Annotated in this window: 10 protein-coding genes; 6 read left to right on the forward strand and 4 right to left on the reverse strand. The window is 71.2% G+C overall.

The window, feature by feature from the left end; genetic code table 11:
• Window positions 1-364 precede the first annotated feature (364 nt).
• Together ACWPQI_RS09025 and acpS are read left to right on the forward strand one after the other, a co-directional pair.
• Complete coding sequence (locus ACWPQI_RS09025) at window positions 365-9,619, forward strand: fatty acid synthase subunit beta domain-containing protein (protein WP_474738766.1); 9,255 nt, start codon at window positions 365-367, stop codon at window positions 9,617-9,619.
• A gap of 40 nt (window positions 9,620-9,659) precedes the next feature.
• Window positions 9,660-10,061: a holo-ACP synthase AcpS gene (gene acpS, locus ACWPQI_RS09030; RefSeq protein WP_010596770.1), complete on the forward strand. Its 402-nt coding sequence runs from the start codon at window positions 9,660-9,662 to the stop codon at window positions 10,059-10,061.
• A gap of 11 nt (window positions 10,062-10,072) precedes the next feature.
• Here the strand turns inward: acpS and ACWPQI_RS09035 are convergent, their stop codons facing one another.
• Together ACWPQI_RS09035 and ACWPQI_RS09040 are read right to left on the reverse strand one after the other, a co-directional pair.
• Entirely contained in the window at window positions 10,073-10,870 is a 798-nt protein-coding gene (locus ACWPQI_RS09035; protein WP_474738767.1) for a TetR family transcriptional regulator, read from the reverse strand.
• Window positions 10,871-10,957: 87 nt separating this feature from the next.
• On the reverse strand, window positions 10,958-11,833 hold the full coding sequence (locus ACWPQI_RS09040; protein ID WP_040271629.1) for a cyclopropane mycolic acid synthase family methyltransferase: 876 nt from the start codon (window positions 11,831-11,833) through the stop codon (window positions 10,958-10,960).
• 187 nt (window positions 11,834-12,020) lie between these two features.
• Here ACWPQI_RS09040 and ACWPQI_RS09045 point away from each other — a divergent pair, with 187 nt between their 5' ends.
• Window positions 12,021-13,355 (forward strand): dipeptidase, encoded by a 1,335-nt coding sequence (locus ACWPQI_RS09045; RefSeq protein WP_040271734.1) that lies wholly within the window; start codon window positions 12,021-12,023, stop codon window positions 13,353-13,355.
• Between the two features lie 8 nt (window positions 13,356-13,363).
• On the opposite strand, the gene bcp is transcribed toward ACWPQI_RS09045, so the two are convergent.
• Window positions 13,364-13,840: a thioredoxin-dependent thiol peroxidase gene (gene bcp, locus ACWPQI_RS09050; protein ID WP_010596774.1), complete on the reverse strand. Its 477-nt coding sequence runs from the start codon at window positions 13,838-13,840 to the stop codon at window positions 13,364-13,366.
• Between the two features lie 74 nt (window positions 13,841-13,914).
• Here bcp and ACWPQI_RS09055 point away from each other — a divergent pair, with 74 nt between their 5' ends.
• Together ACWPQI_RS09055 and ACWPQI_RS09060 are read left to right on the forward strand one after the other, a co-directional pair.
• Complete coding sequence (locus ACWPQI_RS09055) at window positions 13,915-14,136, forward strand: DUF3618 domain-containing protein (RefSeq protein ID WP_003938940.1); 222 nt, start codon at window positions 13,915-13,917, stop codon at window positions 14,134-14,136.
• Between the two features lie 250 nt (window positions 14,137-14,386).
• Entirely contained in the window at window positions 14,387-15,154 is a 768-nt protein-coding gene (locus tag ACWPQI_RS09060) for a L,D-transpeptidase (protein ID WP_248957555.1), read from the forward strand.
• A 40-nt stretch (window positions 15,155-15,194) separates the two neighbouring features.
• Here the strand turns inward: ACWPQI_RS09060 and ACWPQI_RS09065 are convergent, their stop codons facing one another.
• A complete protein-coding gene (locus ACWPQI_RS09065) occupies window positions 15,195-16,031 on the reverse strand; it encodes a mycofactocin-coupled SDR family oxidoreductase (RefSeq protein WP_102030794.1) in 837 nt (278 codons plus the stop codon).
• 259 nt (window positions 16,032-16,290) lie between these two features.
• Here ACWPQI_RS09065 and ACWPQI_RS09070 point away from each other — a divergent pair, with 259 nt between their 5' ends.
• Window positions 16,291-17,454, forward strand: coding sequence for an RNA-guided endonuclease InsQ/TnpB family protein (locus ACWPQI_RS09070; RefSeq protein WP_474738768.1), 1,164 nt, complete (start codon window positions 16,291-16,293; stop codon window positions 17,452-17,454).
• Window positions 17,455-17,463: the final 9 nt, after the last annotated feature.

Genomic DNA, 17,463 nt, shown 5'->3' on the forward strand with positions numbered 1-17,463 from the left:
CGGCGGTTCTGACAAAACGCGGAAAACGCTCTCATGCACGCGTTTCGCGGCCCGTCAAGATGGTAACGATTGTGTAACGATAAACGTGAGGGATTCCTCAGGTTGATGGACGTCCTCGTAGCCGCGCAGCCTGCGCCGACTCTCCCTACCGGTGAGTCACTTCTCCGACCTGCTGTGAGTGATCTCACGCGCCCTTCCGTACCCGGTAACCCGCACGGAACAAAACATGAGGAACCCCTCATGATTTTGTGTCACTCTTGGGTAGCCCGAACGAGCAGATCAGAGCCATCAGAACGCCAACGGCGGCGCGGGCGGCCAACGAGAGAACCACGCCCTCGAGGTGTTCAGGAGAGGAACTACACGCGTGACGATCGACGAGACCACACCAGCCGACAACGGACGGAACTCGAAGGCATCACGACGCACCGGCGACCGGGGGATCGGCCCCGCCTCCCGAAAGGGCGCGCTGGTCGACAAGCTCCTCGCCGGGGAGTCGTACGCCCTCGCCTTCGGCGGCCAGGGTGCCCCGTGGCTCAGCTCCCTCGAGGAACTCAGCCGCGACAACGGACTCGAGCCGGTCCTGACCGAACTGGTCAACGAGGCCGACGCGCTGCTCGCGCCCGTCGCACACGACCTCGTCGTGGTGCGCCCGAGCGGCTTCGACCCCATCGCTTGGATGCTCGAGCAGGAAGTCGCCGACGAGGACGAGACGCCCGTCGCCGGTCCCTCCGAGACCACACTGACCTCTGCCGCGGTGTCGCTGCCCGGCGTGTTCCTGACCCAGGTGGCCGCGCTGCGCGCGCTGGCGAACCAGGGCCTCGACGTGACCGCGCAGGCCCCGGCCGCCGTGATCGGCCACTCCCAGGGCGTGCTCGCCGTCGCGGCCACCGAGGCCGCCGGCGCCAAGGACGGGCAGATCCTCGCGATCGCCCAGCTCATCGGTTCCGCTGCCACCCTCGTCGGCCGTCGCCGCGGCATCATCTCCGGCGCCGAGCGCTTCCCGATGCTCGCCGTCGCCAACGTCGACCCCGAGCGCCTGCGCGCCGTCGTCGCCGAGGTCTTCGCCGACCAGGATCCGCAGCGGTCCGCCGTCGTCGCCATCCGCAACGCCCGTCGCCGCGTCGTGCTGTCCGGTCCGCCGGCCGCACTGGCGCGCGTGCAGCAGCGCTGCGAGGAGATCGCCGCCGCGGAGACCCGCGAGCGGGAGGCGAAGAAGCGCGGCGGTGCTGTGTTCGCCCCGACCTTCGAGCCGGTCTCGGCCGAGATCGGTTTCCACCACCCCGCGCTGGCCGACGCTGTCGAGCAGGTCGCCGACTGGGCGTCGCGCTGCGGCCTGGACGCCGACCTCGCCCGTTCGCTGGCGCAGGAAGTGCTCGTCGACCCTGTCGACTGGGTCGCCCTCGTCGACGACGCCGTCGCGGCCGGTGCCTCGTGGATCCTGGATCTGGGTCCCGGTGAGCTGCTGACGCGGATGACCAGCTCGGGCCTGCGGGGCCAGGGTGTGGGCATCATCGCCGCCGCGACCCGCGGCGGTCAGCGCAACCTGCTGACCCCGGGCGCGGAGCCCGAGGTGCCGCAGCCGTGGTCCGCATTCGCGCCGAAGCCGGTCACCCTGCCCGACGGCCGTCAGGCTGTCGAGACGGCGTTCACGCGCCTGACCGGCCGTTCGCCGATCCTGCTGGCCGGCATGACGCCGACCACCGTCGATCCGAAGATCGTCGCCGCCGCGGCCAACGCCGGCCACTGGGCCGAGCTCGCCGGTGGCGGTCAGGTCACCGAGCAGATCTTCGCCGACCACGTCGAGGAGCTGAAGGGGCTGCTCGAGCCGGGCCGCGCCGTGCAGTTCAACTCGATGTTCCTCGACCCGTACCTGTGGAAGCTGCACGTGGGCGGCAAGCGGCTCGTGCCGCGGGCCCGCGCCGCGGGCGCACCGTTCGACGGTGTGGTCGTCACCGCCGGCATCCCCGAACTCGAGGAAGCCGTCTCGATCATCGAGGAGCTGACCGAGGCCGGCATCAGCTACGTCGCGTTCAAGCCGGGCACCGTCGCGCAGATCCGCTCGGTGATCCGCATCGCGAACGAGGTGCCGAACTACCCGGTCATCGTCCACATCGAGGGCGGCCGCGCCGGTGGCCACCACTCGTGGGAGGACCTCGACGACCTGCTGCTCGCCACCTACGCCGAGCTGCGCACCCGGTCCAACCTGGTGCTGTGCGTCGGCGGTGGCATCGGTACCCCCGAGCGGGCTGCCGACTACCTGACCGGCCGCTGGTCCACCGCCCACGGCTTCCCGGCGATGCCGCTCGACGGCATCCTGGTCGGCACCGCGGCGATGGCGACCCTCGAGGCGACCACGTCGCCCGAGGTCAAGCGGATGCTCGTCGAGACCCCCGGCACTCCGGACTGGGTCGGCGCCGGCACCGCCTCCGGCGGCATGGCCTCCGGCCGGAGCCAGCTGGGCGCGGACATCCACGAGATCGACAACGCGGCGTCCCGCACGGGCCGCCTGCTCGACGAGGTCGCGGGCGATGCCGAGGCCGTGGCCGCACGCCGCGACGAGATCATCGCCGCGCTGGACGTCACCGCGAAGCCGTACTTCGGCGACGTCGCGGAGATGACCTACGGGCAGTGGCTCACCCGCTACCTCGAGCTCGCCGTCGGCTCGCAGGAGGTGGCCGACGCGGCCGAGAACCCGTGGATCGACGTCACCTGGCGTGAGCGTTTCCGCGAGATGCTGCAGCGCGCCGAGTCCCGGCTGCACCCGGCCGATCGTGGCCCGATCCCGACGCTGTTCGCCGACGATGCGGCCCTCGACCGGCCGTACGCGGCGCTGGCGGCGCTGACCGGGCAGTTCCCGGATGCCGAGTCGGTGGTCCTGCACCCGGCCGACGTTCCGTTCTTCGTCGCGCTGTGCCGCACCCCGGGCAAGCCGGTGAACTTCGTGCCGGTGGTCGACCAGGACGTGCGTCGCTGGTGGCGGTCCGATTCCCTGTGGCAGGCCCACGATCCGCGCTACAGCGCCGATCAGGTCTGCATCATCCCGGGCACCGTCGCCGTCGCGGGCATCACCCGCGCCGACGAGCCCGTCGGTGAGCTGCTCGACCGGTTCGAGAAGGCCACCGTCGACGAGTTGGTCGCGGCCGGTGTCGAGCCGGTGCAGATCGCGGCTCGCCGTCACCAGGACCTTGCGTCCGGTCTGCTCGACGCCGTGCTGTCGGCTCCGGATGTGAACTGGGCCGGCCGGCAGACTGTGAACCCGGTGCACCGCCTCGGCGACCTGGACGAGTGGTCCGTCGAGTCCGACACCGCCGCCGTGCACGCCGCGACGGGCGCCACCCTGAGCGTCCTCGACGCCGAGCACGTGGGCCTGACGGTGCCGCTCGCGGGGGACAAGACCGTCGAGATCCGCCTGACCGTGCCGGCCGCCGTGCACACCGGTGGCGCTCCCGTCGTCACCGCGGAGGACGCGTCGGCGTCCATGTCGGCGCTGCTCGGTGTCGCCGCGGGCCAGGAGCTGCCCGCCGTGAAGAAGGGCGCGGCCCGCATCACCCTCGGCTGGCTGCCGGAGAAGATCGCCGACCATGCCGGTGTCACGGGTTCGGGACTGCCGTCGACCCTGACCCCCAGTGCCCACGGTGTCCCCGACGTCCTCGTCGGCGCGTGCTGGCCGGCGGTGTTCGCCGCGCTCGGCGCCGCGCAGACCGACGACAGCCTGTCGGTGATCGAGGGCATGCTGGACCTGGTCCACCTCGACCACGCCGTGGACGTGAAGGACGGTCTGCCGACCGATCCGTCCATCCTGGGTGTCAAGGCCGAGGTGCAGGACGTGGTCGACACCGACCTCGGCCGGGTGGTCGAGGTGCACGTGGAGATCACCGCCGACAACGGCAACGGTTCCGGCGACGCCACGGTCGCGACGCTGATCGAGCGCTTCGCGATCCGTGGCCGCATCGGCAAGGCGGAGCTGGCCGATCCGGTCCGCGCCGGCGGTGCCGTGAGCGAGGACGCGGTGGAGACCCCGCGTCGTCGTCGCCGCGACGCCGTGATCGTCGCCCCGATCGACATGAGCGCCTTCGCGCGTGTCTCGGGCGACCACAACCCGATCCATACCTCGGACAATGCCGCCCTGCTGGCCGGCCTGGGCACCCCGATCGTGCACGGCATGTGGCTCTCGGCCGCCGCCCAGCAGGTCGTCACCGCCCTCGAGGCCGACGCCAAGCTGCCGGCCCGCCGCCTGACGGCGTGGACCGCGCGGTTCCTCGGCATGGTGCGCCCCGGCGCGCAGATCGACGTGCGAGTCGACCGCATCGCGACCGACCGCGGCGCCGAGATCGTCGAGGTGGGCTGCCGCGTGGACGGCGACCTGGTGATGGTCGCCACCGGCCGCACCGCTGCCCCGCGCACGGTGTACGCGTTCCCCGGCCAGGGCATCCAGCGGCCCGGCATGGGCCTGGACGCGCGTGCCCGCAGCAAGGCCGCCCGGGAGATCTGGGATCGCGCCGACAAGCACACCCGCAAGGCCCTGGGCTTCTCCATCCTGGCCGTGGTGCGCGACAACCCGACCGTGCTCAAGGCCCGCGGTGTCACCCACAAGCACCCGGACGGCGTGCTGCACCTGACCCAGTTCACGCAGGTCGCGATGGCGACCCTGGGTGTCGCCCAGATCGCGGAACTGCGTGAGGCCGGCGCCTTCGTCGAGGGCGCGTTCCTGGCCGGTCACTCGGTGGGCGAGTACAACGCCCTCGCCGCGGTGGCCGGGGTGCTGCCGCTCGAGGCGGTGCTCGAGGTGGTGTTCAGCCGTGGCTCGGCGATGCACGCCCTCGTGCCGCGCGACGAGCACGGCCGCTCGAACTACCGCATGGCCGCGATCCGTCCGTCGCAGTTCGGTGTCGCCGATGCCGATCTCGAGGCGTTCGTCGCCGGGGTCGCGGAGGAGACCGGGGAGTTCCTGCAGATCGTCAACCTGAACCTGCGCGGCTCGCAGTACGCGATCGCCGGCACGGTCGCCGGTCTCGAGGTCCTCGAGTCCGTGATCGAGCGCAAGGTCGCCGAGTTCGGTGGCAAGCGGGCGTTCATCCTGGTTCCGGGTATCGACGTGCCGTTCCACTCGACCGTCCTGCGCGGCGGCGTGGACGACTTCCGGGAGCGTCTGCTGAACCTGCTGCCGGAGCAGATCGATCCCGACATCCTCATCGGCCGCTACATCCCGAACCTGGTGCCCAAGCCGTTCGACCTGGGCCGGGAGTTCGTCCAGGAGATCGCCGACCTGGTGCCGTCCGAGCCGCTGGCCGAGGTCCTCGCGGACTTCGACACCTGGGCGGCCGATCGCTCGAAGCTGTGCCGCGTGGTGCTCGCCGAGCTGCTCGCGTGGCAGTTCGCGTCCCCGGTCCGCTGGATCGAGACGCAGGACCTGCTGTTCGCCGACGAGGCCGACGGTGGCCTGGGCGTGGAGCGGTTCGTCGAGGTCGGCCTCGGTGCCGCCCCGACGGTCGCGAACCTGGCGTCGCAGACGCTGAAGCTGCCGGGCCGCTTCGGGCAGCCGGTCGAGGTGCTCAACATCGAGCGTGAGGCCTCGGTCGTGTACTCGACGGACGTCGATCCGGCGCCGGTGGAGGACGACGAGCCGGCCTCGGCCGAGACGTCCGCTGCCGCCCCGGCCGCGGCTGCCGCTCCGGCCGCCGCACCTGCCGCTCCGGCGGGTGGACCGCGTCCGGACGACATCGCGTTCAAGGCCGCCGACGCCACGAAGGTGCTCATCGCCCTGTGGACGAAGCTGCGCCCGGATCAGGTCGGTCCCGCCGACACGATCGAGGCGCTGTGCGACGGGGTGTCCTCGCGGCGTAACCAGCTGCTCGTCGACCTCGGTTCGGAGCTGTCGCTCGGTGCCATCGACGGTGCGGCCGACGCCGACATGGGCGCGCTCGCCGGCACGGTCGATCGCCTGGCCCGCACCTACCGGCCCTTCGGCCCGGTGCTGTCGGATTCGATCAACGACCACCTGCGCAAGGTGTTCGGCCCGTCGGGCAAGCGTCCCGCGTACGTCGCCGACCGCGTCACGAAGGTGTGGGGTCTGGGCGAGGGCTGGGCGTCGCACGTGACCGCGGAGGTCGCGCTCGGCAGCCGGGACGGTTCGTCCGTCCGCGGCGGTGCGCTCGGCGGCCTGTCCGACGGCGCGCTGTCCGACGGCGGTGCCGTCGACAAGCTGATCGACGCGGCGGTGCAGTCGGTCGCCGGTCGCCGCGGCGTCGCGGTGTCGATGCCGTCCGCCGGTGGCGGTGGCGGCGCCACCGTCGACGCTGCCGCGCTCGGCGAGTTCGCCGAGGGCATCACCGGCTCGAACGGTGTGCTCGCCAAGACCGCGCGTCTGATCCTGTCCGAGCTGGGCCTGGCCGACGCGGTCTCGGACCTCGCGGACAAGGCGGACACCGAGCTGGTCGACCTGGTCTCGGCGGAGCTCGGTTCCGACTGGCCGCGGCTGGTCGCCCCGGCGTTCGACGCCCGCAAGGCCGTGCTGATCGACGACCGGTGGGCGACGGCCCGTGAGGACCTGGCCCGCGTGTGGCTCGGTGCCGAGATCGCCGCGGAGCGCTTCGCCGGTGCGGGCGCCACGGTGGCCGCGCACGCCACGTTCTGGGCGGGTAAGGCCACCGAGGCCGGCCGCGCGGAGCTCGCGCCGACCTTCGAGGCGATCGCGACCGCTGCCCGGCAGACCGGCGACGCCGAGTACGCGGGCGAGGTCGCCGTCGTCACCGGCGCCAGCAAGGGCGGGATCGCGGCCGCGGTCGCGGCGAAGCTGCTCGCCGGCGGCGCGACGGTCGTGGTCACCACCTCGAGCCTGAGCGACAGCCGCCTGGGCTTCTACAAGGAGCTGTACGCAGGCAACGCGCGGTCCGGTGCGGCCCTGTGGGTGGTCCCCGCCAACATGGCGTCCTACTCCGACGTCGACGCGTTGGTGCAGTGGCTCGGCACCGAGACCGTGGAGACCGCGGGCGGCGCCAAGAAGCTGATCAAGGAGGCCCTGACCCCGACGCTGCTGTTCCCGTTCGCCGCGCCGCGCGTGGTCGGGTCGATGGCCGACGCCGGTGCCCGCGCCGAGATGGAGATGCGGGTCCTGCTGTGGTCGGTGGAGCGGCTCATCGCGGGGCTGGCCGACATCGGCTACGACCGCGACGTCGACACCCACCTGCACGTCGTGCTGCCGGGTTCGCCGAACCGCGGCAAGTTCGGTGGCGACGGTGCGTACGGCGAGGCGAAGGCCGCGCTGGACGCGATCGTCAACCGCTGGCACGCCGAGCGCGCGTGGGCCGAGCGGGTCACCCTCGCCCACGCCCTCATCGGCTGGGTCCGGGGCACGGGCCTGATGGGCGGCAACGATCCGCTGGTCGAGGCCGCCGAGGCCGCCGGGGTGCGCACCTGGTCGACCGACGAGATGGCCGTCGAGCTGCTGAAGCTCGTCACCGCCGGCTCCAAGGAGTCCGCCGCGGCCGCGCCGCTGGTGGCGGATCTGACCGGGGGCCTGTCCGAGGCCGACATCGACCTGCCGGCTCTGGCCAAGCAGGCCCAGGAGGAGGCCGAGGCGAACGCCGCGGCCGAGACCGGGTCCGACGAGGTCACCATCGCGGCGCTGCCCGCGCCGCCGCGCCTGGACGCGACGACGCCCGCGCCGGAATGGAAGGCGCTCGACGTCGATCCCGCCGATCTGGTGGTCATCGTCGGCGCCGGCGAGCTCGGCCCGTACGGCTCGGCCCGCACCCGCTTCGAGATGGAGGTCGACGAGGAACTGTCGGCCGCCGGTGTGCTCGAGCTGGCCTGGGTCACGGGCCTGGTGGCATGGGAGAACGATCCCACCCCGGGCTGGTACGACGCGGAGACCGGCGAGCTGGTGCCCGAGGCGGAGATCGCCGACCGGTACCACGACGCGGTGGTCGAGCGCTGCGGCATCCGCCGCTACGGCGACGACGGCGCGATGATCGACAATGCGGCGCCGCTGCTGACCTCGGTGTTCCTGGACAAGGACCTGTCGTTCGTGGTCGGGTCCGAGGCCGAGGCCCGGGCGTTCGTCGACGCCGACCCGGAGAACACCGTCGCGCAGTCGGTTCCGGACAGCGGTGACTGGACCGTCACCCGCAAGGCCGGCACCGAGATCCGGGTGCCCCGCAAGATGAACCTGACCCGCACGGTCGGTGGCCAGATCCCGACCGGGTTCGACGTCACCAAGTGGGGCATCCCCGCCGACATGGCCGAGTCCGTGGACCGGGTGGGCCTGTGGAACATCGTGACCACGGTCGACGCGTTCCTCTCGAGCGGTTTCACCCCGTCGGAGCTCATGCGCTGGGTGCACCCCTCGTACGTGGCGAACACCCAGGGCACCGGCATGGGCGGCATGACCTCGATGCGGTCGCTGTACATCGACACGCTGCTCGGCGAGTCCCGCGCGAACGACATCCTGCAGGAGGCCCTGCCGAACGTCATCGCCGCGCACGTCGTGCAGTCGTACGTCGGTGGCTACGGCGCGATGGTGCACCCGGTGGCGGCGTGCGCGACGGCCGCGGTGTCGGTCGAGGAGGGTGTCGACAAGATCAAGCTGGGCAAGGCGCAGCTGGTCGTCGCCGGCGGCTTCGACGACCTCGGTATCGAGGGCATCGTCGGGTTCGGTGACATGTCGGCCACCGCGAAGTCGGACGACATGACGGCCAAGGGCATCAGCGATCGCCGGTTCTCCCGCGCCAACGATCGCCGGCGCGGTGGGTTCGTCGAGTCCGCCGGTGGCGGCACGGTCCTGCTCGCCCGCGGCGACCTGGCACTGGAGATGGGCCTGCCCGTCCTCGGTGTGGTCGCGTGGGCCGGCTCCTTCGCCGACGGCGTGCACACCTCGATCCCGGCTCCGGGCATCGGTGCCCTCGGCGCCGGCCGCGGTGGGCTCGAGTCGGGCCTGGCGCGGGAGCTGCGCAAGCTCGGTGTCACCGCCGACGACATCGCGGTGATCTCCAAGCACGACACCTCCACGGCGGCCAACGACCCGAACGAGGCGGAGCTGCACGAGCGCCTGGCGGGGTCGCTGGGCCGCAGCGACGGTGCGCCGATGTTCGTGGTGTCGCAGAAGTCGCTGACCGGTCACGCCAAGGGTGGCGCGGCGGCGTTCCAGCTGATCGGCCTGTGCCAGGTCCTCAGCCAGGGCGTCGTCCCGCCGAACCGCAGCCTGGACTGCGTCGACGACAAGATGGCCGGGTTCGAGCACCTGGTGTGGCCGCGCACCCCGCTCCGCTTCGGCGAGCAGTACGCGCTCAAGGCCGGTCTGCTGACCAGCCTCGGGTTCGGCCACGTGTCGGGGCTGATCGCGGTGGTCCACCCGCAGGCGTTCGTCGAGGCGATCCCGGCGGAGCGCCGGCAGGCCTACGTCGAGCAGGCTCAGGCCCGCGCCGTCGCCGGTAAGCGCCGCCTCGCGGAGGCGATGACCGGGGGTGCGGCCCTGTACCAGCGGCCCGCCGACCGCCGCTTCGGCGGGGACTCGGTGCCGGCGGACGCGGCACGCCAGCTCGAGGCCGACGTGCTGCTCTCGCCGCAGGCAAGACTGGGCGACGGCGACGTGTACCGTTCGGGTCTGCCCGGCTGCAAGTAGCCGCCGGCCGCACGGTCACAGAGAGCGGGTCACGGGACGGATGGGAGTTGCGGGGATCGGGTTCGACCTGGTCACGGTGTCGGAGTTCGAGGAGCAGCTGGGCCGCGCAGGCACGGCGATGCTCTCGAACTTCACGCCGGGCGAGCGTCGGGACGCGAACACCCGCAGCTCCCGTCCCGGCCGGCACTTCGCCGCCCGGTGGGCTGCGAAGGAGGCGCTGATCAAGGCGTGGTCGGCGTCGCTGTTCGGCAGCCCGCCGGTGCTGCCGGAGACCGTGCACCGGCAGATCGAGGTGGTCTCCGACGCGTGGGGCCGGCCCGGGATCCGGCTGCACGGCGACGTCGCCGCGCACCTGACCGGGGTGCGGATCCACGTCTCGCTCACGCACGACGGAGACATGGCGGGGGCGTTCGTCGTGCTCGAGGAGGACCCGCAGGGGTAGCGGCCCGGGTTTCAGGCGGAGGAAGTGCGGACTTCCTCCGCCCGCCGCGTTTCGGGGTCGTCGGCCCGGCGGGACTCCTCCGCCCGGGAGGCCTCCTCACGGCGCTTGCGTCGCTTGGCGCTCGTCCGGGACTCCTTCTCGGCCACCATCAGGTATGCGCCCATCAGCCGCTTGAGTTCGACGACCGCGTCGGCGTGGCTCTGGTCGTCCTGCACGGAGAAGTTCAGCATCGAGTACACGACGTGCACGAGCACCTCGGCCATCAGGGTGCGGCGCTCGCGGGGGGTGTCGGGCATCAGCGGAGCCAGCATCCGCGCGATCTGCTCGGCGAACTCCTTCTCGTGGATCGCGCCGGTCGCCCGCGTCGACGGGGTGGACTGCATCGCCAGCCACACCTCCCGCCGCGACGGGTCCGACATCCACAGCCCGGCGAGATGGTCGACGAAGGAGTTGAGGAACCGCAGCCAGTCCACGGACGGGACGACGCCGTCGAACTTGGCGAGTTCGTCCTGCACGCCCACCAGGTCCTGCCGGTTCAGTTCACAGACGATGACGTACTTGTTGGCGAAGAACTGGTAGAGGGTGCCGATGGGGACGTCGGCCCGGGCGGCCACCTCTTCGCAGGTGAACGACTCGAAGCCGACCTCGGTGAGCAGTTCGCGGGACGCGGCGAGCAGCGCGTCGAACTTGCGCCGGCTGCGCTCCTGCGTCGGGCGGCGGCGCGGCACGAGCTCCTGGGGGGCCGCCTGGACCTCCAGCGCCGGGTCGATTCGGCGTGGGGTACGGCCGCGCTTCGTTGCAGACTCCACGCGCCCAGGCTAGCCGGAGGTTGTCCGAATTCCGAACTTCTAGCTGTGAGGGCGAGTCCCAGCTAACACCGCGGAGCCGCCGTCGGCTCACTTGACGAGGGTGAACTGCATGACGTCGATGTGTCCCGTCCGGAAGTGCTCGGCGGAACCGTTCAGGTACTTCATGAACCGCTCGTACATCTCCTCCGACGACAGGGCGACCGCCTCGTCGCGGCGGGCCGACAGGGCCGCGGCCCAGTGTTCGAGGGTGCGGACGTAGTGCGGAGCCAGGGCCTGGATGCGGTCGACCCGGAACCCCGCCCGCTCCGCGCCGTCGACCACCGTCTCCGGCTGCGGCAACTGCCCGCCGGGGAAGATCTCCCGTTTGATGAAGATGTGGAACAGCGCGTTCTCGCGGGTCACCGGGATTCCCCGCTCGCGCAGGGTGGTGAGCCGGTGCCCCACGATGGTGTGCAGCAGCATCCGGCCGTCCGGCGGCAGCATGTCGTGGCACTTGGTGAAGAACTGGTCGTAGCGTTCGCTCCGGAAGTGCTCGAACGCGCCGATGCTCACGATGCGGTCCACCCGCCCGTCGAACTCCTCCCAGCCCTGCAGACGCACGTCCACGGTGCGGGGGCCGGGCAGTCGCGCGGCGAGATCGCGGACGTGCTCGTACTGGTTTCGGCTGAGGGTGAGCCCGATGGTGTCCACGTCGTAGTGCGTGGCCGCACGCAGCATCGTCGAGCCCCAGCCGCATCCGACGTCGAGCAGTGTCATGCCCGGGTGCAGGTCGCACTTGCCGAGCGACAGGTCGACCTTGGCGGCCTGGGCCTGCTCGAGCGTCATGTCGTCCCGCTCGAAGTACGCGCAGCTGTAGGTCATGGACGGGTCGAGGAACAGGGTGAAGAACTCGTCCGAGAGGTCGTAGTGGGACTGGACCTGCCGGTAGAAGGGCGTGAGTGCGGTCTGCGGACTGGGTGGCATCGCAGTGCCTTCCGTTCGAGGGTCGGCCGGCCCCCCGCCTCCCGTGGACCGTTCCGCCCGTTGGCGACCCCGACATCGCGAAATGTACGCCGGATATCGGCGCGCCGGGCATGCTTCGATCGGGACGGGCTGTACCCGTACCGAAAACGAGACACAACGATCGGGAGGTGCCGTGGACATCGCGGAGATGTGCGAGCGGGTGCGCCGGCTCCTGCCGGCAGCGCGCGCGGACCTCGCGGAACTCGTGGCCTTCCGGTCGGTGGCGGATCCGCGTCTGTTCCCGCCCGAACAGTGTGTCGCGGCCGCGGAATGGGTGCGCGACGCGTTCACCGCCGTGGGCATCGAGGGCACGGGGCTGATCGAGACCTCCGACGGCTCCCTCGCGGTGTTCGGGCACACCCCCGCACCGCCGGGGGCGCCGACCGTGCTGCTCTACAGCCACTACGACGTGCAGCCCCCGGGCGACGAGTCGCTGTGGCACAGCCCGCCGTTCGAGCTCACCGAACGCGACGGCCGGTGGTACGGCCGCGGTGCCGCGGACTGCAAGGGCAACCTGGTGATGCATCTGCTCGCGCTGCGGGCGCTGCGTGAACTCGGGCCGCTGCCGGTCGGGGTCCGGATCGTCGGCGACGGCTCGGAGGAGACCGGCGGCGGTGGTCTCGAGGACCTCGCCCGGGCGCGTCCCGAGCTGTTCGCCGCCGACCTGGTGCTCGTCGCGGACTGCGGCAACGCGGAGGCGGGACGGCCGACCCTCACGACGTCGCTGCGCGGCCTGGCGAACGTCGTCGTGCACGTCGACGCCCTGGCCGGGGAGATCCACTCGGGGCAGTTCGGCGGCGCGGCCCCCGATGCTCTCGCTGCGCTGGTGCGCCTGCTGTCGAGCCTGCGCGACGAGGCCGGCGACACCGTGATCGACGGCCTCGACAGCCACGGCACGTGGGAGGGCGAACCCTATCCGGACACCACGTTCCGCGCGGATGCCGGTGTGCTCGAGGGAGTCTCGTTGCTGTCGTCCGGGACGGTCGCCGACGCCGTGTGGGCGCGGCCCGCGGTGACGATCCTCGGGATCGACGCGCCACCCGTCGTCGGCTCGGCGGCCGCGGTCGTGCCGCGCGCGTCCGCGCGGCTGAACCTGCGGGTCCCACCGGGGACGGACCCGCTCGCCGCGCAGGATGCCCTCGTCGCGCACCTGCATGCGCACGCGCCCTGGAACGTGCGGGTGCGGGTCGACCGGGAGGGTGTGAGCGAACCGTTCCGGGCGGCGACCGGCGGGCCGGGATACGCCGCGCTGCAACGGGCGCTCGGCGCCGTCTACGGACGCGAGGTCGGCACGGTCGGGCAGGGCGGCTCGATCCCGCTGTGCACCGTGCTGCAGCAGGTGCTGCCGGACGCGGAGATCGCGCTGCTCGGCGTGGAGGAGCCCGGCGCCCGCATCCACGCGCCCGACGAGAGCGTCGACCCGTCCGAACTCGAGCACATGGCCGTCGCGGAGGCGCTGGTCCTCGCCTCACTCGGCCGGTGAACCGGAGGTCAGACCGACAGGTCGCGGCGCAGTTTCGCGACGTGCCCCGTGGCGCGGACGTTGTACTGCGCGACCTCGATCCGGCCGTCCTCGTCGACGACGAACGTCGAACGGATCACGCCCGTGACGGTCTTGCCGTACATCTTCTTCTCACCGAACGCACCCCATGCCGTCAGCGTGGTCCTGTCCGGATCCGACAGCAGCGGGAACGTCAGCTGCTCGGCGTCCCGGAACTTCGCGAGCTTGGCCGGCTTGTCGGGGGAGATGCCCACGACGGCGAGCCCGGCGCCGTTCAGGTCGGCGAGGCTGTCGCGGAAATCGCAGGCTTGCTTGGTGCACCCGGGAGTGCTTGCCGCGGGGTAGAAGTACACGATCACCTTGCGTCCGCGGTAGTCCGACAGGGATACCTCGTTGCCGTCCGCGTCGGGGAGGGTGAATTCGGGAGCCGTGTCGCCGGGAGCGAGCCTGCTGCTGTTTTCCGTCACCTCCGAGAGGGTAACGGACCTGTGCGTCCACTACCGTGGTCGCAGCACAGTGCAGCGACCAACTGGAGGATCACGTGGGTAGGGACACCGAGGCCATCGAACGGGACATCGAGAACGCCCGCAACCAGCTTGCGAGCACCCTCGACGAATTGAGTGTGCGCGCCAGCCCGAAGAACGTGATGGCGCACACCAAGCAGACCGTGATGGAGAAGGTGAACCAGCCCAACGTCAAGTACGCGCTCGTCGCGGTGGGCGCCGTCGTCGGTGCGCTGGTGCTGCGCAAGCTGTTGCGCTGAATTCTGTCGCGCCGAGTTCTGTCGCGCCGAGTTCTGTCGCGCCGAGTTCTGTCGCGCCGAGTTCTGTCGCGCCGAGTTCCGGCCCCGAAGGGCACCGTCGTCCGGCGTACCGGACCGCGGTGCCCTTCGTCGTCTCCGGGCGGCGTCGGCGCGCGGGCCGATCGGTGACCTTGGACCGTTCCGAGTTCGATCATGGCGTGATTGACTGAGAGTGAGCCACACCGCGCCATCTCGGAGGGGGCTGACGGCCATGCCGAACGCACAGCGGATTGCACGACTTCTTCTCGTCTCGATCCTGACCGCCGTGGCCCTGCTCGGCTCCGGGGCTGCGGCCACTGCTGGGACGCTCGGCGGTGCTTCGCCGACACGGCTGCCCACGTCGGCGCTCGAGCCGGCGAACGGCGCGGTGGTGGGGGTGGGGCACCCGGTGACCATCCGGTTCGGCGCCCCCGTCGCCGACCGCGCCGTCGCCGAGCGTGCCGTCGAGGTCACCACGTCGAAGCCGGTGAGCGGCCACTTCGCGTGGCTCGACGACCGCCGGGTGCAGTGGGTTCCCGACGACCTCTGGCCGGGGCACACCACCGTGACCGTCGCCGTCGCCGGAGCGCGCACCCAGTTCCAGGTGGGCGACGAGTTCGTCGCCGTCGCGAACCGCTCGACGCACCAGTTCACGGTCCTCCTCAACGGCGAGGTGGTACGGACGATGCCGGCGTCGATGGGCAAGCCCGGCTACGAGACCCCGGTCGGCACGTTCTCGGTGCTCGAGAAGTTCCGCGACCTCGTCATGGACTCGTCCACCTACGGCGTCCCGATCGACTCCCCGGAGGGCTACCGCATCGACACCGAGTACGCCGTGCGGCTCACGTGGGGCGGCATCTTCGTGCATGCCGCGCCGTGGTCGGTGGACTCGCAGGGGTATGCGAACGTCAGCCACGGGTGCATCAACCTGAGCACCGAGAACGCGCAGTGGTACTTCGACCGGGTGAAGATCGGCGATCCCGTGATCGTGGAGGGCTGACCGGCGGGCTTCGCCCGCCGGCGCACCGGACCCGGGACGGCTACTTGATCACTGCGCCCGCGTCGATCGGCAGCTGCACCCCGGTGACGTAGCGGCCCGCGTCGCTGACCAGGAACAGGATCGCGTTGCTGATGTCGACCGGTTCGACCCATTCGATCGGCAGGGCGTTCATGGTCTTGAACGACTCGCCCGCTTCCTCCCGGGTGATCTCCGACGGCTTCTTGTCCGGGTTGAAGACCGCGTAGGTCTGCTCGTTGTGGATCATGTCGGTGTCCACCGACGTGGGATGCACCGAGTTGACCCGGATCATGTGCGGGGCGAGCTCGTTGGCGAGGGTCTTCGTCAATCCCACCACGCCGTGCTTGGCCGCGACGTAGTGCGCCAGGTTCGCCAGTCCCTTGATGCCGGCGGTGGAACTGGTGAGCACGATCGCGCCGCCGCCGTCGTTGGCCTTCAGGTGCGGCACGGCTGCCCGCACCGTCTTGAACACCCCCGTGAGATTGATGTCGATCATGTCGTCCCACATCTCGTCCGTCAGGTCCTCGACGGGCGCGAAGGTGGCGATGCCGGCGTTCGCGAGGACGATGTCGAGCCGGCCGAGCTGGGCGACGCCCTCGTCGACCGCCGACTTCAGGGCGGCACTGTCGCGGACGTCGGCCTGGGTGGCGACGATCCGCCGGTCCAGCGCCTCGACCTGCCGAACCGTCTCGGCCAGGTCGTCCGGCGTGGCGAGGGGATAGCCCACGGAGTCGACCTGCGCACAGAGGTCGACCGCGATGATGTCGGCGCCCTCCTCGGCCAGCCGGACCGCGTGACTGCGGCCCTGCCCGCGTGCAGCACCGGTGATGAATGCGACCTTGCCCTCGAGCTGACCCATGGTGGTACTCCTCCGGCATTCGGTGTGATGTTCGTCCCACAGTAGGTGGGTTCGACGGGCATCGGACCGAAATCGCAAGGCGGCTCGGCACACTCAGTCGTCGCGGCATGCCGGTGCGAGCCGGACACGCACGCCTCGTCGTCATCTGATGTGCGGCGCGGATACTGCCTCGTTCACGAGGGAGAGGAAGCGCCGTCCTCCTTTCGGGGGAGTGGTGGTGTCGGGCGAACCTGTCGGTGGGGTCGGTTAGCGTGCCGGCATGGGGGTCGAGGTGGTGCGCTACAACTACCGGTTGCGGCCGGGCACCACCGCCGCGGCTGCCCTGATCGCCGAGTGGCATCGCTGCCGGTTCCTGTGGAACGAAGCCGTCCACCAGTTCGCCACGGGCCGCCCACCGAGTTTCGGGACACTCGGCAAACAGTTGACCGAGGCGCGGGCCCGCTCGTCGTGGTTGCGGGACGGCTCCCAGGTCGCCCAGCAGCAGATGCTGCGTACCTACGCGCAGGCGTTGGACGCGTCGTGCACGGTCGAGGGCCGGGGCCGGCCGCGGTTCAAGGCGCGGAGGAAGACCCGGCCCTCGCTCGAGTACACCCGCCGCGGGTTCCGGATCCGCGACGGCCGGTTGGTGCTGCCCAAAGGCGTGAGTGTGCCGGTGGTGTGGTCGCGGGCACTGCCGTCGGAGCCGTCGAGTGTGCGCATCACCCGCGATTGCCTGGGGCACTGGTACGCCTCGTTCGTGGTGACCCGCGAGGCCGAGCCGATCCCGGTCGCCGACCCGAACAGCGCGGTCGGGATCGACTGGGGCGTGGCCCGCACCGCGACGGCCACCGAGGAGCGGTTCGATCTGCCGCAGCACGGGCACCGGAAACGGTGTGCGGCGCAGGTGGCGAGAGCGCAGCGGACGATGGCGCGGCGCCGCCGAGGCACGGGGCACCCGCCCTCGAGGGGCTATCGGCGGGCCCGCACCCGGGCCGCGAAGGTGCAGAAGAAAGCGGCCCGGCGCAGCCGGCACGACGGCCGGATCTGGGCCCGGGCCGTGGTCGAGGCGCATCATCTGGTCGCGGTGGAGGATTTCCGACCCAAATTCCTGTCGAGGTCGACGATGGCGCGCACGGCCGCCGATGCCGCGGTCGCGACGGTGAAACGGGAGTTGCTCGAGCGGGGCAGGCGGGCCGGCCGGAAGGTGGTGCTGGTGCGGCCCGCGTACACGACCATGACGTGTTCGAGGTGTTTCGCGAGAGCCAAGCAACCCCTCGGACTCGGGGAACGTATCTTCCGGTGCTGGGCGTGCGGGCATACCGCGTGCCGGGACCGGAACGCTGCCAGAGTGATTCTGGCTGTGGCGGAGCGTGGCCACACCGGTGTCGACGACGTGAGTCAAGCGGATCACCTCCCTCCCGGTGGTGGTGCGGTTGCGGTCTGAGTCGGGAAT

Source organism: Rhodococcus sp. LMD (genome assembly GCF_056108245.1).